The 20,143-nt window shown below is 59.3% G+C and carries 19 protein-coding genes and 1 tRNA gene; 12 read left to right on the top strand and 8 right to left on the bottom strand.

All coding sequences use genetic code 11. From position 1 onward, the window contains the following. Positions 1–143 precede the first annotated feature (143 nt). From K8U03_17050 to floA, 3 genes are all read left to right on the top strand, one after another. The gene (locus tag K8U03_17050) at positions 144–3,644 is read left to right on the top strand and encodes a hypothetical protein (GenBank protein ID MCE9606599.1); all 3,501 of its coding nucleotides are present in this window, start codon (positions 144–146) and stop codon (positions 3,642–3,644) included. 93 nt (positions 3,645–3,737) lie between these two features. Continuing rightward, entirely contained in the window at positions 3,738–4,880 is a 1,143-nt protein-coding gene (gene mnmA / locus K8U03_17045; GenBank protein MCE9606598.1) for a tRNA 2-thiouridine(34) synthase MnmA, read from the top strand. 147 nt (positions 4,881–5,027) lie between these two features. Further along, positions 5,028–6,035, top strand: a complete 1,008-nt coding sequence (floA, locus tag K8U03_17040; GenBank protein ID MCE9606597.1) for a flotillin-like protein FloA — start codon at positions 5,028–5,030, stop codon at positions 6,033–6,035. Here the strand turns inward: floA and K8U03_17035 are convergent. After that, complete coding sequence (locus tag K8U03_17035) at positions 6,032–6,826, bottom strand: DUF3050 domain-containing protein (protein MCE9606596.1); 795 nt, start codon at positions 6,824–6,826, stop codon at positions 6,032–6,034. The two genes, floA and K8U03_17035, sit on opposite strands and share 4 nt — an antisense overlap. Before the next feature lie 122 nt (positions 6,827–6,948). Then, complete coding sequence (locus K8U03_17030) at positions 6,949–8,649, bottom strand: glycoside hydrolase family 88 protein (GenBank protein MCE9606595.1); 1,701 nt, start codon at positions 8,647–8,649, stop codon at positions 6,949–6,951. A 370-nt stretch (positions 8,650–9,019) separates the two neighbouring features. On the opposite strand from K8U03_17030, the gene K8U03_17025 reads away from it, so the two are divergent. Beyond that, positions 9,020–9,310 (top strand): hypothetical protein, encoded by a 291-nt coding sequence (locus tag K8U03_17025; protein MCE9606594.1) that lies wholly within the window; start codon positions 9,020–9,022, stop codon positions 9,308–9,310. 147 nt (positions 9,311–9,457) lie between these two features. On the opposite strand, the gene K8U03_17020 is transcribed toward K8U03_17025, so the two are convergent. Continuing rightward, the gene (locus K8U03_17020; protein MCE9606593.1) at positions 9,458–10,045 is read right to left on the bottom strand and encodes a redoxin family protein; all 588 of its coding nucleotides are present in this window, start codon (positions 10,043–10,045) and stop codon (positions 9,458–9,460) included. 167 nt (positions 10,046–10,212) lie between these two features. Between K8U03_17020 and K8U03_17015 the strand changes: the two genes are divergently transcribed. Then, a tRNA-Arg gene (locus tag K8U03_17015) sits at positions 10,213–10,286 on the top strand. 115 nt (positions 10,287–10,401) lie between these two features. After that, the gene (locus K8U03_17010; protein MCE9606592.1) at positions 10,402–11,250 is read left to right on the top strand and encodes an aldo/keto reductase; all 849 of its coding nucleotides are present in this window, start codon (positions 10,402–10,404) and stop codon (positions 11,248–11,250) included. 283 nt (positions 11,251–11,533) lie between these two features. On the opposite strand, the gene K8U03_17005 is transcribed toward K8U03_17010, so the two are convergent. Next, complete coding sequence (locus K8U03_17005) at positions 11,534–12,166, bottom strand: hypothetical protein (GenBank protein ID MCE9606591.1); 633 nt, start codon at positions 12,164–12,166, stop codon at positions 11,534–11,536. Positions 12,167–12,492: 326 nt separating this feature from the next. Here K8U03_17005 and K8U03_17000 point away from each other — a divergent pair, with 326 nt between their 5' ends. Further along, positions 12,493–13,146 carry an SOS response-associated peptidase gene (locus K8U03_17000; protein MCE9606590.1) on the top strand — a complete coding sequence of 218 codons (654 nt, stop codon included), beginning with the start codon at positions 12,493–12,495 and terminating at the stop codon, positions 13,144–13,146. Positions 13,147–13,157: 11 nt separating this feature from the next. On the opposite strand, the gene K8U03_16995 is transcribed toward K8U03_17000, so the two are convergent. Continuing rightward, positions 13,158–13,979: an NYN domain-containing protein gene (locus K8U03_16995; protein MCE9606589.1), complete on the bottom strand. Its 822-nt coding sequence runs from the start codon at positions 13,977–13,979 to the stop codon at positions 13,158–13,160. Positions 13,980–14,076: 97 nt separating this feature from the next. Beyond that, positions 14,077–14,304 (bottom strand): carbon storage regulator CsrA, encoded by a 228-nt coding sequence (csrA, locus tag K8U03_16990; protein ID MCE9606588.1) that lies wholly within the window; start codon positions 14,302–14,304, stop codon positions 14,077–14,079. A 295-nt stretch (positions 14,305–14,599) separates the two neighbouring features. Here csrA and K8U03_16985 point away from each other — a divergent pair, with 295 nt between their 5' ends. Genes K8U03_16985 through K8U03_16970 form a run of 4 tightly spaced genes read left to right on the top strand, consistent with a single transcriptional unit; the run spans position 14,600 to position 16,387 of the window. Next, positions 14,600–14,998, top strand: coding sequence for a hypothetical protein (locus K8U03_16985; GenBank protein MCE9606587.1), 399 nt, complete (start codon positions 14,600–14,602; stop codon positions 14,996–14,998). A gap of 40 nt (positions 14,999–15,038) precedes the next feature. Beyond that, positions 15,039–15,368 (top strand): DUF3817 domain-containing protein, encoded by a 330-nt coding sequence (locus tag K8U03_16980; protein ID MCE9606586.1) that lies wholly within the window; start codon positions 15,039–15,041, stop codon positions 15,366–15,368. Positions 15,369–15,383: 15 nt separating this feature from the next. After that, positions 15,384–16,061, top strand: a complete 678-nt coding sequence (locus tag K8U03_16975; protein ID MCE9606585.1) for an adenine nucleotide alpha hydrolase — start codon at positions 15,384–15,386, stop codon at positions 16,059–16,061. Continuing rightward, entirely contained in the window at positions 16,058–16,387 is a 330-nt protein-coding gene (locus K8U03_16970; GenBank protein MCE9606584.1) for a TfoX/Sxy family protein, read from the top strand. Before K8U03_16975 ends, K8U03_16970 begins: the two co-directional genes overlap by 4 nt. A gap of 12 nt (positions 16,388–16,399) precedes the next feature. On the opposite strand, the gene K8U03_16965 is transcribed toward K8U03_16970, so the two are convergent. Next, positions 16,400–17,395 (bottom strand): S8/S53 family peptidase, encoded by a 996-nt coding sequence (locus K8U03_16965; GenBank protein ID MCE9606583.1) that lies wholly within the window; start codon positions 17,393–17,395, stop codon positions 16,400–16,402. 70 nt (positions 17,396–17,465) lie between these two features. Then, a complete protein-coding gene (locus tag K8U03_16960) occupies positions 17,466–18,917 on the bottom strand; it encodes a DUF1501 domain-containing protein (GenBank protein MCE9606582.1) in 1,452 nt (483 codons plus the stop codon). A 303-nt stretch (positions 18,918–19,220) separates the two neighbouring features. Here K8U03_16960 and K8U03_16955 point away from each other — a divergent pair, with 303 nt between their 5' ends. Then, positions 19,221–20,012: a helix-turn-helix transcriptional regulator gene (locus tag K8U03_16955; protein MCE9606581.1), complete on the top strand. Its 792-nt coding sequence runs from the start codon at positions 19,221–19,223 to the stop codon at positions 20,010–20,012. Positions 20,013–20,143 lie beyond the last annotated feature (131 nt).

The raw sequence follows: 20,143 nt of genomic DNA, 5'->3' as shown, positions 1-20,143 counted from the left end.
CGGTTCAAGTTCTCGGACTAGTGCGACCGATACCTTCGGAATAGATCACCTATCCGGTTTTCTCGGCGTGCCGATCGGGGGGCGCGTGGTATTCAACCGGTATCACATTCGACGTCCGCACGGCGTCGGGGGGAGTTCGGTCGATGCATGCATTGAAAAGCTTTTTGGCTTCGCTGTTGCGAGGCGGACATGGGCCACGCCATATTTTTACCGCGATCGTGCTTGGATTTACCGCCGGCGCCGTCGGCGGGTGGAATCTGACGTTCGCGGCGTTCCTTTGCGCCGCTGTCTTGCTTAACTGCTCGACATCGATCCTGATCGTCGCAGGAGCGTGCGGCTATCTCGCGGCCTTCGTCGGTTCCGGCTTTACCCGCTCCATCGGGGTGATGCTCTTAGACCAACTCGGCCTGAGCGTACATCTCGCCAAGCTCGGAACCGGCCCCTTTTCGGCACTCTTCGGGCTCGACGATTACGCCACCTTGGGTTCACTTGCCGCAGGGCTGGCGATCTCGATTCCGCTAGCACAAGTGTTCAGCCGCTTCGCGACGCACCGCCGGAGCTTACTCAACCTGACCGTAGCTCAGATGAGCGTGCGGCGCGAACCGATCGTGCGTCCGCTCGGATGGGCAGCCGCCTGCTCTTGCGCCATGGCAGCCGCGATGCTGGTGCAAATGCAAACGCCGCGATTGGTAGGCCGTAGCCTGCTGGAACATTTGTCCGCAGCACTTCAAACCGATGTCACCGCCGACGTCGTCGCGTATGACCTCTGGAACGGTGATCTTCAGGTTACGAATCTTCGCATCGCCGATCCCGAGCATCCTTCCGACGTGGCGCTCGTCGTCGAAGAAGTTTCCGCTCGCGTGGAGCCCGGGCTGATGCTGCGTGGTCGCTTCGCTTGCAACGACATGAACGTCGCCGGCATCTTCTGCGACCCGACCAAGCTCTCGCAAGCCGCCCCGGTCGGAATGTTCAGCCGCGGACCGACTTTGCTCAAAGAAGATCGCCCACAACCTTCGCACAACGAAGATCCGTTGCGAGCGGTGGAAATTCAGGGCCTCGTGCGCAACTGGTCCGGCGTCTGCGATCGACTGCTCTTCGTGCAACGCATCGTCGGTTTCGTCGAACGAATCGCCGATCTGGAAACGTCGACCGTTACGAGCCAGGCCTTCAAAGACTGCGTCGGCCGTCGCCGAGCGCAACGAGATAAAGTCTCCGGAACTTCGGTTCCGCTGGTGCAAGTCCGACAGATCAAAGTCGATCGCTTGCCGTCGAGTTGGAAGCTCGGCACGAAAAGCGGACTTTCGTTGACCGATCTTTCGAGTTGCCCATCGTTGGCATCGCGCCCTGCAAAACTGACGTTCAAAGACGAAGACCGTCAACTTGCATTAAATGCGACGTTCCAACTGACCACCACGGAACGACGACACGACGTTACCTTGGAAGCTCAAGATCTGTCGTTGGAATCCGTGCTCACCAACTCCGCGACGCGCAGCGCTCTCGAACCGCAGCGCACCGGCACGACGTCGCTTGCCGGACACGGCTGGATTTCGCGAGAGCTGCTCGACGTTGGTTTGACGAGCAAGCTGGAAGGCCTGCAAGTGGCTTCGACGTCCGGCCCCTTAGCCGGAATCGATGCCGGCATCTGGCGTCAAGGATTGGAACGGCTCGGGGAATTGCAAATCGATACGAACGTCGCAGGACGTTGGTCGAATCCGAAGCTAACGCTCGTTCCCGGGGAAGTCGTCCAGCAATTTAAGAAGCACCTTCAAACTGCCGGAGCTCGTGAGTTGGTGCTCGCGTTCGACACGAATAAGGCGAGCACCACGGCCACGGCGTCGCTGCCGAAGGCCGTCGTAAAGGAAGAGTCCACACCGGAATTGAAGCCGACGGTTCCTCCTTATTCTACGACGCAGGCCCCGCAACCGGCTCCGGCTCTCTCCGGAACCACGACCGGCAAACAGCTTTCGTCGGGAGTCGCCAACAAACCCGCCGCCTTAACGACGGCTGCGAACACCCCTTCGCCCCCGATGCAGCCGTTTACAATTCAGCCGACGATGATGACGCGCACCTCGGCGATGCCGACGAACATTCCAACGCCAGCCGACAAGCCTACCGTTGCAGCGACGACGAGTCCTGCCGTCGCTAGTCAACCGGCCCCTGCAAAAGCCACGGTCGAAGCACCTGCCGTCGCTGCCTTGAAGGCAGCGCCGACCGCACCACCTGCGACTGCCGTTGCGCCGCCGGCCACGACCGCCGCGCAAACGCCTGTCGAGCCGATCAAGACTCTTCCTTCGCAAACCTTCGCAGTCGCGACGGGGCAGCCCTGGAAAGAGCCCTCCGTAGTGCTCGGCAACGCCACTCCGGTCGTGCAACGCCCGCTTCCGCCTAAGGTGGCGCAAGCGAATCGTTCGGAACTCGGAACCGCTTCCGATGATACAGCTGCTGCGAAGTCGGCCGAAGCAGCGAAGCCGGCGGTCGCCGCTCCGCAAGAAATCGCTTCCCAAACGTTCACGACAACGGGCCTTCCTCAAGCACCGGCTAAGCCCAAGGGTGTAGAACTTCCGACCGCTACCGCGATCCCCACTTCCGCAGACGTCACGGCAGGCCTGCGTCAACCACGAAGCGTTCTCGATCCGAGTGCCGCACCCGGCCCGATCAATCTGACCGTGGGCTACGACTCGGATCGGGTCCTCACCGACCCAGCGGAAGGCGCGCCGAAGAAACCGAATCAACCATCCGCCGCGAGCACGCTCTCTGGTGCTGAAAGCAAACCGAACTTACGAAATGAGAACGTATCGATTCCTCCTTCGGGTCGACCGCTCACGCAAGACTTAAGTCGCGAACGCACGACCGGCCACGAACAATTCGCTGCGAAGTCGCCGAACACGGCCGCACGACCGCCGATCGTGGATGACTACCGAAGCGATGATTCGCGATACGGCGTCGAGCCGAACGAACAGGCACCGAAAGAGAAGAAGTCGATTCTCACGAACGTGACTGGTTGGTTCGGAATCGGACCTAAGCCGGAGCGGACCGACAGTGTCGAATCTACGATTCCCGATTCGGATCGCGCAGATCGCTACTCCGAACAACAACCGTCGCCGAAGTCGGCTCCGGCAAAAGCCGCACCGGCGAAGAAAATGTTCCCGCGACTGCGAGCCATGTTCGGCGAAGAGGTGGAAACGCTACCGGCCGACGACGCCGAAGTTTCCGTCGATCGCGGCGTCGTTCCAAGCAATGCCTTAGAAAGCGACGCGCCGGCCAAGGTGCGCCCTTCCAGCTTCGATGCTTCGCAAGAATTGAAGCGTGTCGATGCCGCACCGGCGGACTTCACCTCCACCGATTCGGAGCGAGAACGTGCGAAATCGACGTCGACGACCGCGGAGCCGCGAGCGTTGAATATTCCGCGCACGAACACGCCGAACAAGAACGAAGCGAAACCGCTGCCGGAGTCTGTCGATTATCTCTTGAACGCCCCAAGACCTAAGGCGGTCTTGCCACGACCGACCCAGCCGACGCTCGAAGAAACTTCGGATGCAGAGGCGGCGAGGAAAAATGCCCCGTTGCCGACGGCCAAACCTGCGACGAGGCCCACGGAACGAATGTCGGCCGGAGAGTCTTTTTATAATCGCACGGTGCGTTAAGGCCGTATGCGACCGTACGTTGCCTTGCCGCTCGGCGCATGCATGTCTAAACTACAACGGTAGTTTTCCGGGAATGCAGCGAGTGGAATCGTCATGGCAAAGGTCGTTTTAGCGATGTCGGGCGGGGTCGACAGCAGTGTCGCCGCGCACCTCTTGCGCCGCGACGGCCACGACGTCATCGGGCTTTTCATGCGGCACGGCGAGGCCGAGCCGACGGAGTGTGCGATCGGTTCGGACGCCGGCACGACGAAGAAAGCCGGAGCGCCGCTGTTCAATATCCTGCCGTCGACGCCCGGTCATAAGCAGGGCTGCTGTAGCGCGAGCGATGCAGCCGACGCGCGACGTGTCGCCGATCGGCTCGACATTCCGTTCTACGCTCTCGACTTCCACGACGACTTCGGACGAATCCAAGATTATTTCGTCGAAGAATACACGTCGGGACGGACGCCCAACCCGTGCGTCATGTGCAACAACTGGTTGAAGTTCGGCAAGCTTTGCGAGTATGCCGACGGGGTCGGAGCCGACTTCGTCGCGACGGGGCACTATGCCCGCTTGCAGCATCTCGACGGCCCCGACGCTCCGCCGGCGCTCATGCGCGGCGTCGACGACTCTAAGGATCAGACCTACGTGCTCTTCGGCATCGAGCGCGAGGTGCTGAAGCGGGTTCTATTTCCTGTAGGCGAGTTCCACAAAGATCAGATTCGCGAGATGGCCCGCGAAGTCGGCCTGCGCGTCGCCGACAAGAAAGACAGCCAGGAAATCTGCTTCGTCCCGAACAACGACTATGCTTCGTTCGTGCGCGGCCGGCTCGGCGACGACTTCGATCTATCGGGCGAGATCGTCACGACCGACGGCCGCTCCGTCGGGCGACACGGCGGCATCGAAAACTTTACCATCGGCCAGCGCAAGGGCTTGAACCTAGCTTTCGGCGAACCGCGCTACGTCGTCCGCATCGAAGCCGACACGAAGCGCGTCGTCATCGGCACGCAAGCAGAACTGCTTCGGACCGAGCTCACGGCACGGGCCGCGAATTGGCTGATCGAAGAGCCGCAGGGCCCGATCGAGTGCCAAGTGAAAATTCGTTATAAGAATCAACCGGCCCAGGCGACGGTTACGCCCCTGCCCCAGGGCCGCATGCAGATTCAAATGCATGAGCCGCGCGCGGGAGTCGCTCCCGGTCAGGCCGTGGTTTGTTACGCCGGCGATCGGGTTCTCGGCGGCGGATGGATCGAATAGGCCGCGCCCGTTAATCTTGCAGGCGCTCGCTTTCCGGCGGCAAACCGCTATTCTATGGGGACGACTTCGGACCCATTTCGCCACGCGCGAGACTTCGGGAGCGTCGTCGCTTTCGGATCCAGCTTTCCCAACGCGAGTTGCACAACGATGCATTCCATCTTCTGTTCGCTCATGCTCTTCGCTCAAGCGCGACCTAAAGTCGTGGAAGAATCGGGCGTGAACTTCATCGCCCTGGCGGGCATCGCCATTCTCGGCTTTTTCGCCATCGTGTTTTTGCTGGTGATGATGAGCTACGGCAGCCTGTGGTTTCAAGCGTACATGTCGAACGCGCGGGTCAGCATTTTCAGCCTGATCGGCATGACGTTGCGCCAAGTAAACGCGCGCGGCATCGTGCAAGCGAAGATCATGGGAATGCAAGCCGCCGTGGGAGACGACCCGACGACCGGCATCACGACTCGCCGCCTAGAAGCCCATTATCTCGCCGGCGGTAATGTCCTCGGCGTGATCCGCGCCATCATCGCTGCGCATCGCGCGGGTATCGATCTCGATTTCGATCGAGCGGCCGCGATCGATCTTGCCGGCCGCGACGTGCTCGACGCCGTGCAGACGAGCGTTAACCCGAAGGTAATCGATTGCCCCAGCCAAGGTTCGGGCAAAACATTCCTTTCGGCGATCGCGAAGAACGGCGTTGAATTGAAGGTACGCGCTCGCGTGACGGTGCGGACCAACATCATGCAACTCATCGGCGGCGCCACGGAAGAAACGATCATCGCCCGCGTCGGCGAAGGGATCATCACCTCGATCGGCTCGGCCGAAAGCCATTTGGAAGTGATGGAGAATCCGAACCTGATTTCCAAAGCAGTGCTACATCGTGGGCTCGATGCGCAGACGGCGTTCGAGATCGTTTCGATCGACATCGCCGATATCGATGTCGGCGAAAACATCGGGGCTCGCCTGCAAGCCGACCAAGCCGAGGCCGACACACGCGTCGCTCGCGCTAAAGCGGAAGAGCGCCGAGCCAACGCGATCGCCAAAGAGCAAGAGATGAAGGCCGGCGTGGTACGCAATCGGGCCCGAGTCGTCGAGGCGGAAGCTGCCGTACCGGCGGCGATGGCCGCGGCGTTCGAAGCCGGGCGATTCCAGGCCAACGCTTAAGCGACGGGGCTGCGCGAGCGTACGGCAGCGAGCACGCCGTCCCAGAGTACGATTCGCGAGCGAATGGCATCGGCGGCCGTCGCTTGAGCCTCGCGCCACTTGGCGTCGTCATCGCCGCAGAGCATTGCGAGCATTTCCAACGCCATCGGACCGTGCGTTCCTTCATCGACTTCGATGTGCCGATCGAGGTAGTAGCTGAAGCGCGTCAAACCGGACGACGGCGTAGCAGCCAAGCCGGAGACGATCCGCCGAAACATCTCGGGGACCAAATCTTCTCGTCCGAGCGTAAACGCCGCGGCTACTGCACAAAGCGAACCCTGCTCCGCTACGTCCAACGTCGCCGTGGTGAATTGCCTGGCAGTGTCGGGCACGTTCGCTTCTACCAGGGCCATGCGCGGCGCGACTCCTTGCCGCAGCAACGCGATGAAGCGGCGGATAGGGCCGACATCGGCACCGGTCTCAGTCATCGCTGCCGTGTAGAGCTCGAAGTGGCTGGAATAGCCGCCGAGCCCATCGGCATCGCTTTCTTCGCCGAGCACGATTTCGTTAATCAACCGGCTCGCCTTGCCGTGGTCGCTCGGAAGCCAAGGGACATCGATGCACGTGAGCTTGCGTTGCAAGGCCTTCAAGAGCGACATGAAGTCCCAAACCGCGAAGATGTGCTGCTCCATGAACGCGTGCAAGCGAGGGAGCGAATCGACTGCTTGGTAAATCGGGTGCGCGAAAAGTTGCCGTCGCAACGGATCTAAAGCAAGTTGCAAGTTCGAAAGGCGAGCGGCGGACGAGGGCATAGCGCAGTTTCTTCAAACGAATAAACGATTTAAGCGAGCGACGAATTCGTGGATCGGTAACGCCATTCTAGCTGCGAACTAGAAATGAGCGAGCCCGCCGGGTTTCGCGAAACGAGCCGAAATCAGCGACCGAGCGCTCTCAGATAGAGCTCCATCTCGGTCGTCACCATCAAAGCCATCGCTCCGCCGCGATCGTCCCGGCCGAGAATCGCGGTCCGGTCATAATAGTCGCGCAGGCTTTTCATCTTGCCGGTGCCGGTGCAAACGTCGACCAGTCCTCCATCGGTTCCGATGCGAGCTCGCAAAGCATCCCAACCTCGCTTGATCGCAGCGTCGTACTTTTCCGACTTCAGCCAACCGAGTCGGACGCCGCGCGCCAGCGCAAACGTCGTCATCGCGGTACAAGTGAACTCGCGGTAGCTTTCCGGATGGTCGATCACTTGATGCCAGCAACCGCTCGCGTCTTGGTGCGGCAGCACTGCGTCCATGTGATTGCGAAAGGCGTCGAGCATTTCGGCTCGTCCGGCGTACGACTCCGGGATCTCCGCAAGCGACCACGCAAGCCCAAGCGCAGGGAAGCCGTTGCCGCGTCCCCATGCCGATTCATCAAGCGGCGAATGTCGATAGAGACCGTCTTTGCGGAGGCAAAGCTTCTGCATGAATCGCAAATTGCGGAGGCAAGCGTCGAAGTATCTGTCGTCGCCGGTCAGCTTCCCCGCCTGCGCCAAGATCGGGCAACCCATGAACACCGCGTCGCTCATTTCGCTATGGGCCGGCATCGCTTCGCGCGGCTTGTCGTCGGAGTCGAATGCTTGATCGGCCGCCGCTTTCACCAACTCGACGTAACGCTTCTCGCCGATGATCGCAGCAAGCTCTCCGAACAGCAAGTTGCCCGCCGTGCCCGACCCTCCGGCTTTCGGAGCGAGCGTGGGCTTCGCGCTGGACAGATACGGTTCGACGGCGGCTAAGACGATCGGCGATACAGGAGCGTCCTTTTGTTCTCTGCTCAGCTCATGTCGCAACCGGCCGACGAGCGCGAGCGCCGGAATATATTGCACCGAGCTCAGTTGCTTCCCGTAAACCTCGAGCAATTGCGCAGCGACTTGCTCGGGCGTGCGAGCGAGTCGCTTTTGGATTTCGATGCGCGCCGAAGATGGGGGCAACTTACTTTCCGTCAGCGCTCGCTTCAACGTATTCCAATAAGCATCCGTTTTCGCGACGACTCGCATCGCCGGAACGATCCCCACGGCACAAGGCGAGGTTTCATTCAGGCATGTCAGAGGTTCGTCCGAAAAGGGGCGCACTTGCAGATTGGGCAAGTGGGTCGAAAGCGTTTTTAATCGCGGGAAGCTCGAAGCGGGCAAGTGGAACTCTTCCGCATCGCCGGTCACCACCTCGACAACCAAATCCGGCGCATGCATACCGATCCAACGCCACAAATACTGAGCTTCGACTTGAGTCGGGCTTTGATAGAAGTCGCCGCTCGGAGGAAACTGATGCGTGCCGGGCTTCGCATCGCTCGCGGCGTTGCGATCGAGCGATACGGTCGAGATCGAAAGCTCGCCGTCGACGCCGGCCTTCGGCAGCAACCCCGACGCGTTCCTGCCGGTCAGACCCGAGACAAGCAAAACGCGAATCTTCTTACTCTCGTAGCCGTTCGGCTCGGCGATATAAGCTTCGATCGGGTTCCCTTCTCTCGTTACGCCGATCGCGGTCGGTTTCACGGAGTCCGTCGTAGCGTTGGGCTCCGCGCCTGCCACGGTCGCCGCGGCCGCACCAAGTTGCATCACAATGCACACGAAACCTCGCAAATACGGCTTCATCCGAGCGACTCCGAAAGATAGGCAGACTTTAACGCCGACCAGATTGTAGCGTGATACAACTCGGAGCTTACTAGGGGCCCCGGATTCGCTTTCGCCGAAAATGCGCGACTCCGCGGTAATACCGAAAGTACCGATTTTCTGAATTCTCCCGTTTGTACGGGACGATAAGCCATTAGGAACAGGTCTTGGTTCCCGCGACCACGCCTGTGCCGCTCGGAGACGGTCGCACGAACGCAAAGTTCAAGTACCCGCGTGCCCTCACACGTCGGAGTTCTTCCGCTTTCGCGATCCAGCTTCGACATTCCGTCCAAATCCAATTTCGTTCGTCAAGCGCCAGAGCTTCGCCGAACGCACCAGGGGGAAGAGAACGATGAACCGATTTCTGATCGCGAGCTTCGCGCTCGTCATGATGATCGCCGGCAGTGGCTGCGCCAATGATTGCCAACAATGCAACGGAGGCCGGAGCGGCCTGTTTTCGAACCACGGCTCCGACGCCTGCCGACAAGGCCTCTGCAACCGAAACGGCGGCGGCGGCGGTGGAGGTGGTGCGGGGGGCATGGGCGCAGGAGGGCCGGGAGGCGCCGCGGTCGCTTACCCTTACTACACGGTTCGCGCACCGCGCGATTTCTTGTCGGCCAACCCGCGCGGCATCGGCCCCTGATTCGCATACCGATCCGATTACGATACGAACGACTTCGCTGCGCAGGATGCGACACCGAAGCACGTTCGTGCAGCACGACCGGCCGAAGGCAAGGATGCCCGAGGCCGGCGTCGTTTCATCGCTTTGAAGAAGCGATCTGGCCGCACTTTATTTTCCGAGCCGGGTCGTAGGGAGAGGGCAACCGAACGTCGGTGCTTCGCGCACGGCCGGCTCTCGGCCCGCGACCACGGCTTCGATCGCGGCGCGCAGCTCGCGCGTTCGGGGCACGTCGCGCCGCTTCCCTTCGGGCGACCAACGATCGTCGATCCGACCTCGATAAACGATTTTGCTTGAAGGATCGAGCACGATCGCCGTTGGAATGCGTTTCACATCGGCTTGCTTCGCCAGTCGCTGATCGCCGTCGAGGACGCGTGGGAAGGTGAAGCCGTATTCCTTGCCGTGCGTTCGGGCATCTTCGAGCGTAACGCTGGGATCGGAATAAACACCGAGCACCGCAACGCCGCTGCTCTTACCGCTCTCGTAGATCCGCTGGATTTCGGGAGCATAGCCGTTTGAGACCGGGCAATCGGTGCCGAGAAAAATCAGTACGGTCGCCTTACGGTTTTTCCACTCGGCCGAATCGTGGCTCTGCCCGTCGATATCGACCAGCTTCGACTCGGCAATCGCGCCCAGTTCTTCGGCAGCGACGAACGACGATATGAGGCCGAACGAAAGACAGAGCAGATAACGCAACATCCCGCTTCTCCTGAACGATCTCATTGTCCTGGGTTTCGATCCCTTTTATGTCACCTGATCTTCCCGCTTCGGTCCATGGCAAACGAGGGGAAATCTTGTAGAATAGCGAGCCATCCAGGCCGCTTGACCGTCGACGATCGTTTGTCGGCGAGCAACGAGGCTCTTCCGCACCCGTGGCACAATTGGATAGCGCGTCGCCCTCCGAAGGCGAAGGTTACAGGTTCGAACCCTGTCGGGTGTACTTTTTTCGACGTTTGCCGGAGCCGAAGTAGTTGATCGTCAACTACTTCGGGTTTTTTATGCGCTTCGCTGCTTCGCAGCAAAACCTCGCAGCGAAACGAAACATCGTGGTTCCGATGACGAGTCGAACTCTCGAAATCCAAGGCAGAACGGTTCCACGATTCCTTTACGGCACGGCGTGGAAGGAAGCGGAGACGAAACGTCTCGTCGCGCTCGCCTTGCAACAAGGCTTTCGAGGGATCGACACGGCGAATCAAAGGAAACATTACCACGAAGCGGCGGTCGGCGAAGCGATTGCGGAGGCGATCGCCGCCGGATTGATCACGCGTGACGATTTATTTCTGCAAACGAAGTTCACTTTCCAAGCCGGCCAAGATCATCGTCTGCCGTACGATCCCGCCGCCTCGGTTGTCGCACAGGTCGCGCAGTCGTTCGAGAGTTCATTGAAGCATCTCGGCTTAGAGAAGATCGACTCCTACGTGCTGCATGGTCCCAGCAAGCGCGTCGGGCTTGCCGCTCCCGACTGGGAAGCGTGGCGGGCGATGGAAGCACTGCATGCCGATGGTCGCGCAGGCCTACTGGGAATCAGCAACGTCTCTGCGGCTCAGCTCAAGTTGCTTTGCGAGAAGGCGAAGGTACGGCCGAGCTTCGTGCAAAACCGTTGCTTCGCCGTGCAAGGTTGGGACCGCGACATACGGAAGTTTTGTCGAGCGAACGAGATCGTCTACCAAGGGTTCTCGCTGCTGACGGCCAATCGCGAAGCGCTCGCACATCCCGAGCTTTTGCATCTCGCGCAACGACACGGCCGCACGGTCGCCCAAATCGTGTTTCGTTTCGCGTTGGACGTCGACATGGTTCCGTTGACCGGTACGACCAACGCAGCGCACATGCAGGCGGATCTCGACGCGTTGAACTTTCGCTTATCGCCGGAAGAAATCGAGCGGATTGAAAGCATCGCCGAGTAGCCGCCGCGGAACCACCTCGAAAGAATATCTTTGAGCATCCAGTCGCTTTGCTACGCATGCGCCCAGCTTAAGGAAGTCGTCTCGGCGAAGGGCTCGCGATTCATCCTTTGCCGGCTATCGCAGAGCGATCGGCGATTTCCAAAGTATCCGCCGCAGCCCATAGTTCGCTGCAGCGGCTATTCCGAGCGAACGGAAGGTCATCGCGAGCAAGACGATCGTTCGACGCTGGAAGATGGTTCAGCGATGGAAGATCGTTAATCCATCGAGCCTGGCACGATCGCAATCAAACTTTCTTCTTGCTCGGCCGTTTCACGGGCTTCTTTGCCGATTTCTCGGACGGAGCGCTTTTCGGCAAGCTCTTAGCGCTCTTCTTTTTCACGATAGCGCTCGTCGCACTCTTCTTCCCGACGGCAGTCTTCTTCGCGGCCGTTTTCTTTTTGACCGACTTACCGTTGCTTTCCGCCAGTTCGTTTGTGGGCTGCTCCGCTGGAGAATCCTCTGTCGAATCCACCACAACCGCGGGCTCCGCAGACTTCTCGATCGTCGGAAGTTCGCTGCTCGACTTCGTTTCGTTCCGCTTCACGGCGGGAGTCGCGCTCGTGGTCGAAACGGCTGCTGCAGCCGGTGATGCGGGAGTCGGCATCGCGGCTGGAATGCTCAACGGACGATCCGTGAGCAAGCGTACTTCAATATCCGCGGTCCCGTTCCAGCTTCGATTGCCGTCTTCGGGATTGGTCTGGGACTTGTAACGGAAAAAGCACGAATTCGCCGCCTTATTCACCTGCGGCATATTCGCGACGACCAGCGTCTCGTGATGATCTTTCGTGCCGGAAAGGGGCGAACTTTCGGACCGAAACGAAACGAACTCGAACTGATCGCCGGCTTTTAACAGCGCTACGGAAAGAAGCTTACTCATCGGATCCATTTAAGCATTAATACAGGGGGCCGAACTTCGTCGTTCGGATCAAGAGAGTCGGCGAATCGATCGCCGAGCGAGCAATCCGGCTTTCATACCGCAAGGAGCGGCGACCTCGGATGCCGTCGCTATTCTAGCATCCGTCGTCGAGGAGGGGATGCGACTTATCCTAGATTCATCGCAATTCTTGCCGCACTTTCGACGACTCCGCAAGAAATTGCACGCAATCCTCACGGATTCCGTTGTCGCGCTCCCTACAATAACGGCGGCCGAAAACGGAACGAACCGACCACGCCTCCTTCCTCACTTGTCCGAAGAACGACGTCATGTGCGGACGCTTTACATTGCGGAGCCAGCTCAAAGATCTCATCGCGGAATTCGCGTTCGAGCCGCCTACGAAATTGGTTTGGGCCCCGCGATTCAATGTCGCTCCGACGCAAAACATCGCGATCGTCAAAGAGGGGCGACTCTCTTATGCCCGCTGGGGGCTCATCCCTTCTTGGGCCGACGATCCGAAAGTCGGCAGCACGTTGATTAACGCCAAAGCGGAAGAGGTTGCGGAGAAACCGACGTTTCGTTCGTCGTTTCGCCGAGGCCGTTGCTTGATACTCGCCGACGGCTTCTATGAATGGAAACAAGAAGGCAAAGTCAAACAGCCGTACTATATCCGCATGGCCGACGACCGCCCGTTTGCCTTCGCCGGGCTGGCAGATCATTGGGAGCGAGACGATCGCGCGATTGACTCGGCGACGATTCTTACGACCGAGGCCAGCCCGATGATGTCTGAGATTCATGACCGCATGCCGGTCATTCTGCCGAAGGAGGCGTACGAACTGTGGCTCGATCCGCAATTCCCGGGCAAGGAAGCCTTGCTCGGAATCTTGAAGCCGTATTCGAGCGACGACTTGCTCGCCACGCCGGTCGGCAGCTTTGTGAATAGCCCGCGTAACGACGACCCGTGGTGCATCAACCCGCTTTAAAACTGCGGAAACTACCGCGCTGGTTTCGGTGCCGCGGTTTTGGTCGGCGGTCGGCCGGTGGTTTCTCTGACAGGCCACACCTTGTAGTTCTTCTTGCTTTCATCGTATTCGAGTTCGATCAGTCCTTTATCGTCGATCGCTTCGAGTAGTTCCGAGAAGCTGTTGTAGCCGTAATAGCCTTCGTTGAAGCCCGGGAACACCCGGCGAATCGCCTGCTTCAGCGTCGAACCCCAGAGCGGATCGAAGTCTTGCTCGATCGAGTGCAATACTTCCAGCACCCGTTCGATCGCTTCTTGCAGCTTGTCGGGCTTCGAGCTTCCTTCCTTCGTCGTTCTGACTTCTTTGACAGGCACTTTTTTCGCTACGCGAATTAAATCGTCGTAGTAAATAAACTCGTCGCAATTCGCGATCAGCAAGTCGGAGGTCGAACTTTTCACGCCGCAACCGAGCACGCGACGATTGTTTTCCTTGAGCTTCGAGACGAGCGGCGAGAAGTCGCTGTCGCCGGAGATCAAAGCGAAGATATCGATGTGCTGCTTCGCGTAGCAGAGATCCATCGCATCGACGACCATGCGAATATCGGCGCTGTTCTTGCCGCTCATTTTGCTTTGCGGAATGTCGATCAGCTCGATGCCGTGGGTATGAAATTCCCGCACGGCATCGCGATAGTTGCTCCAATCGCAATAGGCTCGCTTGTAGACGATGCGCCCTTTTTCGAGCAACCGCTTCAAGATGAGAGGAATCTGAAACTGCCCGGCGTTGTTCATGTGCCGCACGCCGATCGCGAGGTTCTCGAAATCGATGAACACGGCGATCAAAGGTTCGTCGGACATGTCGCAGCTCGGCCTTACGAGGAAATCGAACGTTCGAAGCAGCGAGCATTATCGCGCGATCGGGCCGAGTCACAAGTCCTTTCGACGAATCCTCGTTTCATACCGCGCAATGATTCGCGGCACACGGCGCAGCAACGCTGGAATAGGCAAGGTCGTGAACTTGGATTTCGCGCGTCGGTTCGCAAATCTCGCTGCGAAGAATCGAGACGTTTTTCGGCGCTTCGATGCCGAGGCGGACCATGTTGCCTCGAATTGAGATGATCCGGACTTCAATCTCGCCTCCGATGACGATCGATTCTTGGCTCTTCCGGGAAAGTACGAGCATGGCCGCATCCTCCGTGACTTAATAAGTAGTAAAAGCGCCGTCTCCGGCGATGTCTTCCGATGACACTCCGACTTTAGCCGCAGTAGTGTACGCATGTCAACTTCTCTTATGAAGAAATTTTCTGTCGTCGTTTTGCCCTAAAAACAAGCGATTTCATACCGAACGGCCTCGCTAGCGGTCGTAAGCGAGCGACTCGATCACTAGAATCGGACCTCCACACAAGGATGCCCTCCATCTTGGAATGCAGGGCATCCTTGGCTTTGATATCCGGTTCTATTCGACGCGAGCGAACATGATGAGCGACGCAGCTGCCTCAGACGACGGTTCCGATCCCTTGCGAGCCGGTCGTACGGGGCATAAAGCGCTCTCGCCCGAGGTGAGCGAACAGATGGAAGTCGTCTACGGCGTCATCGGCCCCTACCTCGACATGACGCTCGAAGAGCTTGAAATCGACCTGATGAGCGACGCCGAGCCGGAAGACGAAGCGATCGTGTGGATCGGGATCACGGCCGCTTGGGACTCTTATCATCAGCAATATCTCGACGATGAAGTTCTCGACGACGAAGAGGAAAAGAAAATCGTCGCGGCGTTGATCGCCATCTCGGCGGGTGAGAAAGACATTGCCGCGTTGCCGGTCGTGGCGGAAGTCGGCAAGAAGCTGCTCGCTTGCTACGAAGGTCTCGCCGACGATTGAACGACAAGCTGAGGATGCGCCGCCGATGGTTCGAGTGCCGCTGTTGAGTACGCCGATTCGCCGCCTGTGCTTCATCGGCGTCGTCGAAGGAATTTCCTATCTCTTGCTGCTCGGCGTGGCGATGCCGCTGAAGTATCTGGCGGGCTATCCGTCGGCAGTTCGGATCGTCGGCTCGGCGCATGGCGCGCTGTTCATTCTGTTTTTTGCTTCGGTTCTGGAAGTCTCGATTCGACGTCCGTGGTGGTCGGGCCGGTTCTGGAAGTATGCGTTCGTCGCTTCGCTCCTTCCTTTCGGCACGTTTTGGTTCGACGCCTGGCTCAAGAAAGTCGAAGCGGCCGATGCCGTCGGTGCGCCGATCGAGAACATTTGACCGAGCTCGAATGCCATGCGCGAGAAAGCGATCGTCTTTTGGAGCGGCGGCAAAGATTGTGCGTTCGCGCTGTATGAAGTGCGCCGCGAGTTCGAGATCGTCGCACTGCTTACGACCGTGACTGCCGACTACGACCGCATCAGCATGCACGGCGTGCGTCGAACCCTGCTGGAAAAACAAGCCACCGCGCTCGGTTACCCTTTGCAAACGATCGAAATCTCGATCGGTTGCGGTAACGACGAGTACGAAAGAAAAACGCGTGCGGCGCTCGACGAGCATGTCGCTCGCGGCGTCACCGTGGCCATCTGCGGCGATCTGTTTCTCGAAGAGGTGCGGAAGTATCGCGAAGAGCGACTTTTCCCACCCGGCATGCGCGGCGTCTTTCCGCTTTGGGGCCGGCCGACCCCGCACCTCGCGCGTGAATTCATCGGACTTGGATTTCGGGCCGTGCTCTGTTGCGTCGACACGCATGTATTGCACGAAAGTTTTGCGGGCCGCGACTACGATGAACGCTTATTGACGGAACTTCCCGCCGAGATCGATCCTTGCGGCGAAAACGGCGAGTTCCATACCTTCGTCGTCGACGGCCCGAACTTCGCCGCACCGGTGCCTTGCGAGGTCGGAATGCGAACTCTGCGCGACGCGCGATTTTGCTTTTGCGACTTGGCCGGTCCCGCGGACGACGCACCATGACGTACAGCTTGTCTCTTGCCGACCGTGTTCGCCATGCGCTGCGAGCTCACCACGGCATTGCCGAAAAAAAGATGTTCGGCGGGCTTTGTTTCCTTCTCGGCGGCAACATGCTCGTCGGCATCATGCGCTCATCGCTGATCGTGCGACTAGGTGCGGAAGCGGCGGCCGACGCTTTGAAACAAGAGCACGTCGGCGAATTCGACGCGACCGGGCGACCGATGAAAGGCTGGATCGTCGTCGATGGGGAGGGCTTGGAAAGCGACCGCCGGCTGGCAAGCTGGATCGATCAGGCCTGTGCGTTCGTCGAAACATTGCCGGTTAAATAAACGTCGCGGACATTAAGGGGCCTTCGGTTTTACGCTCAGCGGCTTCTTTCCCTTACCGGCGACATGATCTACGGCCGCAAGGAGATCGAGCCGGCTATACGTGCGACCGCTCCCTTTATCGACGACTTGCTTCCCGGTCTTTTGCATCACCGCGAGCATCGCTTCCGGCAACGTCGGACCGTCGGCCGACCAATCGTATTCGCTCTTTTCGATCGCCTCGCGCAAAATCATCGCCGCTCCGCACGCGATCGCGTTCGAGGAGCTGGTCGCCGCGGCGGGCACGACGAGCACCACTTTTTCATGTCGGTCAAGGTAAACCGCATCACCGCCGACGGTCACCGCTCCCACGGCGATACAATTCGGCTGGCAAGCCGGCCAAGAAATCCCCTTGGTAAAATTATGATTGCCGGCCGGTGCGCTTACCCAAACACCGGCGCGTCGTAGCTCGGCGAGCTTCGCATCGATGTCGGTCGGCACCGGCTCTCCATGCTCTTTGTCGTCGACCGGCGCAAGATTGACCGTCGTAATGCGGTATTTCTTATGATTCTCCAGGACCCATTGCAATGCTTTCGCCAAGGTTCCTCCTTCGGCGATTTTACAATGGCAAGACTCGACGCCGCGAACGATCGCGACTTGATTGTTGAACGCGACCCCGCGCTTCCCTTGATAGTTGAGCGACGACGGCATTCCGATCGTCGAACCGTGGTAGCCGCTCTTGCCATGCGCCGGGTTGTCGTCGCCGTCGATACTGTCGTACGACGCGAGCACCTTCGCCACGCCGTCGACCGGGGTCGTCCACTCTGGCATTCCCGGCTTGCAACCATCGTCGACCAAAGCGAGAGTCTGGCCGCTCCCGAACGTCAACACATCGCCATACTTCGTCCACACATCGAGGATGCGGGCCTGAGCGAAGCCCCCTTCTTGAACCGGCTCAGCCGCTCGCGCCGAAACAACGAGAGCGAGAGCGAAAGCGAAGACGACGACGGACGCAAAGCGATAAGCATGCATGAAACGAACCCTAGAAGCACGAACGGAGGAAGCGGAGTAATAAGCGATGGAAAAGGTCGACCGGCTTCTCTTAGCCGAAGATCGGTAGCGGTTTGCCGTTGTCGACCAAAGCAACCGGCCTTCCTTGAGGATCGAAGATCCGTTGCTCCGGATCGATGCCGAGCGCCGTGAAGATCGTCGCGGCGAGATCTTCCGGCGACGTCGGATTCTCGTCCGCATAAGCTGCGTTTTTGTCGGTTCGACCATACACCGCTCCGCCGCGCACTCCGGCCCCGGCCAAGACCGCGGGAAACAGCATGCTCCAATGACCGCGCCCCCAACCGGCATTCGCCTTCGGAGTGCGACCCATCTCGCCGCAACAGACGACGAGCGTTTCGTCGAGCAAGCCGCGGTCGTGAAGATCGGCGAGCAATGCCGAAAGCGTTTGGTCGAGGCCCGGCAATAGGTGGTCGCGCTGTTCGTTCGACGATATATGCGAGTCCCAGCCGTAGCCGCTGGGGGTGTCCCAATTGACGGTCACGAAGCGGGAACCGGCTTCGACCAAGCGACGCGCCACGAGTACCGACTGGCCGAACAAATGCCGGCCGTAGCGGTCGCGGACGGCCGCGGTTTCTTGTTTGACATCCAACGCGTTGCGGGTGCGCGGCGATGTGACTAGCGCTAACGCCCGGTTACGAAATTTATCGTAAGCGACGGTGCTTTGTGCCGAGCCCGGCTGAGCGACGTCGAGCTCGCGCCGGGCATCGTCGAATCGTTCGAGCAACGACTTCCGTCCGTCAAGCCGATCGAGCGAGACATCCCCTTCGCTGGCAAGCCCCTTGATGCGATACTCGAGTTCGTCGTCGGTGCAATTGCGAATGAAAGGGTTGTCGTCGGGATCTCGTTTTTGAATATCGGTCGCCAGCGGATCGTAGCCACGACCGAGCCAGCCGCCGTAGCCGCCGGGACGGGTCAACAACGTCGAAAACTTTTGCAGATGGCCGAGCAGGTTCGGCAAGTATGCGTAGTTCGGCACTCCGCTCGCGCCGCCGGAGCGACGCTGCTCCATGTACTCGACGATCGAGCCCATCGACGGCCAGTCTTTCGGCGTGGCATTGAAACCCGCCCCGATCGGAATATGCCAAGGATGCCCGGTTTGAATGTAGTGCCCGGCGGTGCTGTGGTCGTTGTACGAGTGTGAGACCGTACGCACGACGCAGAACTTGTCGGAAGATGTCGCGAGCTTCGGCAGATGCTCGCAGATGCGCAAGCCGGGCGTGCGCGAAGCGATCGGCTTGAACGGCCCGCGCAAAGTGTCGGGCGCGTCGGGCTTCATATCGAAGGTTTCTAGTTGGCTCGGCCCGCCGTAGAGCAGCAGAAAGATCACGCTTTTCGCTCTCGGCCGCAACGGCCTCGCCGCTTCTTCCGCCGCTAAGAGCTTCGGCAGCGTAAGGCCGAAGAGCCCTGCTCCGCCGGCTTGCAGAAGTCGACGCCGGCTCAGGCCTGAGCAATTGCGGTGGTAGCCGCCGAGCGCGGTAAGCATGACGACACCCTTTGCCGTAGTGAGAGACCCGACCGAAGCCGGGCTGCGAGGTAGGCCTACGAACAAACTCCGACGATTCCATCAGTCGCTGTTGATGATACCGACGCCTCACGGCTGCGGCAAGTTGATTCCGAGTCGCTCCCAACCGCGAAGCAATTCACTCGAAGTAATATCAGCGACCAAAAAATGTTCTCGAAGCTCGTTCTTTAGTCGGATAGCTGCACGCCGACGACGTTGCGGTGTATAAGGTTGACTTAATGAAGCGCAAGATGTGTTTCTTCTCAGGCTAGGAACTCGCCGCTGATGACGCAAACGCTCGACTTTACGGACATCGAACGGATCGTGAAGTTGCTGAATGAGTCGACCGATCCTTTGCTCGGATTGAGCGTGCCCGATCGCCGGCGAGTATTGATCGAAGGTCTCGCACGCCTCGTCGATGCCGACGTCTACATTTGGTCGAGCACGGCCATTAACCACGACCTGCCCGGCGACTTCATGACGACTTGCGTCATCGACGGAGGCTGGAAATCGGAAGCAGAGCAATTTGCCGTGTACACGGTCATCAGCTCTCCCGAGTTCGGACGCCAGGGTTTGCAAAAGGCCTACGACTGCATGGTCGAGGGGCGTCGCACGACGTTCTCCGAGGGAGAAATCTTTCCGCCTGAAGATCGAGAGCGTTTGATGGAGATATGGAAGCAGACCGGCTTTGAATTCTTCCTGCTTTCCCTATATCCGTTGAACGAAAACTTTTCGAGCAACCTCGGGCTGCATCGTCGGCGCGGCAAGCCGAATTTCAGTTTGCGCGAGAAGACGATCGTGCAAACCGTCTTCAGCCAAGTAGATTGGCTCCACAAATACGGCATGAACGAAGAGGCGCGCGAAGTCTCGCTCGGCCTGTCGCCGCGCGAGCGTCAGACGTTGATCTTCTTGCTCTCCGGTTATAGCCACAAGAATATCGCGTCGCGCATGAACATCAGCCAGCACACGGTCAACGACTACGTCAAGCAATTGCATAAGCAGTTCGGCGTGAACACCCGCGCCGAGTTGCAAGCTTTTTTCTTCGTCGGAGTGGGCGCGGATCCTAACGCCGCGTAATCAAGCCTCGCGAAACCTGCCGCCGCTCCCAACCAGAGCGCAGACTCGCGTCTCGATTCGAGTCGCATTCGTCATCAATTCGACGACGAACCGGTGTTCCGGAGGTTAGAAGCTCTTGAACGCGCTCCCGC

It is taken from the genome of Planctomycetia bacterium (assembly GCA_021413845.1).
Classification (GTDB): Bacteria; Planctomycetota; Planctomycetia; order Pirellulales; family PNKZ01; genus PNKZ01.
Note: the sequence above shows the minus strand (reverse complement) of the source record. Positions and strands in the feature narration are given on the sequence as shown.

What these genes read in the sequence shown, in the direction of transcription:
- K8U03_17050 (MCE9606599.1), top strand. Translation starts at nt 144, where the DNA reads ATGCATGCATTGAAAAGCTTTTTGGCTTCGCTGTTGCGAGGCGGACAT.
- mnmA (MCE9606598.1), top strand. Translation starts at nt 3,738, where the DNA reads ATGGCAAAGGTCGTTTTAGCGATGTCGGGCGGGGTCGACAGCAGTGTC.
- floA (MCE9606597.1), top strand. Translation starts at nt 5,028, where the DNA reads ATGCATTCCATCTTCTGTTCGCTCATGCTCTTCGCTCAAGCGCGACCT.
- K8U03_17035 (MCE9606596.1), bottom strand. Translation starts at nt 6,826, where the DNA reads ATGCCCTCGTCCGCCGCTCGCCTTTCGAACTTGCAACTTGCTTTAGAT.
- K8U03_17030 (MCE9606595.1), bottom strand. Translation starts at nt 8,649, where the DNA reads ATGAAGCCGTATTTGCGAGGTTTCGTGTGCATTGTGATGCAACTTGGT.
- K8U03_17025 (MCE9606594.1), top strand. Translation starts at nt 9,020, where the DNA reads ATGAACCGATTTCTGATCGCGAGCTTCGCGCTCGTCATGATGATCGCC.
- K8U03_17020 (MCE9606593.1), bottom strand. Translation starts at nt 10,045, where the DNA reads ATGTTGCGTTATCTGCTCTGTCTTTCGTTCGGCCTCATATCGTCGTTC.
- K8U03_17010 (MCE9606592.1), top strand. Translation starts at nt 10,402, where the DNA reads ATGACGAGTCGAACTCTCGAAATCCAAGGCAGAACGGTTCCACGATTC.
- K8U03_17005 (MCE9606591.1), bottom strand. Translation starts at nt 12,166, where the DNA reads ATGAGTAAGCTTCTTTCCGTAGCGCTGTTAAAAGCCGGCGATCAGTTC.
- K8U03_17000 (MCE9606590.1), top strand. Translation starts at nt 12,493, where the DNA reads ATGTGCGGACGCTTTACATTGCGGAGCCAGCTCAAAGATCTCATCGCG.
- K8U03_16995 (MCE9606589.1), bottom strand. Translation starts at nt 13,979, where the DNA reads ATGTCCGACGAACCTTTGATCGCCGTGTTCATCGATTTCGAGAACCTC.
- csrA (MCE9606588.1), bottom strand. Translation starts at nt 14,304, where the DNA reads ATGCTCGTACTTTCCCGGAAGAGCCAAGAATCGATCGTCATCGGAGGC.
- K8U03_16985 (MCE9606587.1), top strand. Translation starts at nt 14,600, where the DNA reads ATGAGCGACGCAGCTGCCTCAGACGACGGTTCCGATCCCTTGCGAGCC.
- K8U03_16975 (MCE9606585.1), top strand. Translation starts at nt 15,384, where the DNA reads ATGCGCGAGAAAGCGATCGTCTTTTGGAGCGGCGGCAAAGATTGTGCG.
- K8U03_16970 (MCE9606584.1), top strand. Translation starts at nt 16,058, where the DNA reads ATGACGTACAGCTTGTCTCTTGCCGACCGTGTTCGCCATGCGCTGCGA.
- K8U03_16965 (MCE9606583.1), bottom strand. Translation starts at nt 17,395, where the DNA reads ATGCATGCTTATCGCTTTGCGTCCGTCGTCGTCTTCGCTTTCGCTCTC.
- K8U03_16960 (MCE9606582.1), bottom strand. Translation starts at nt 18,917, where the DNA reads ATGCTTACCGCGCTCGGCGGCTACCACCGCAATTGCTCAGGCCTGAGC.
- K8U03_16955 (MCE9606581.1), top strand. Translation starts at nt 19,221, where the DNA reads ATGACGCAAACGCTCGACTTTACGGACATCGAACGGATCGTGAAGTTG.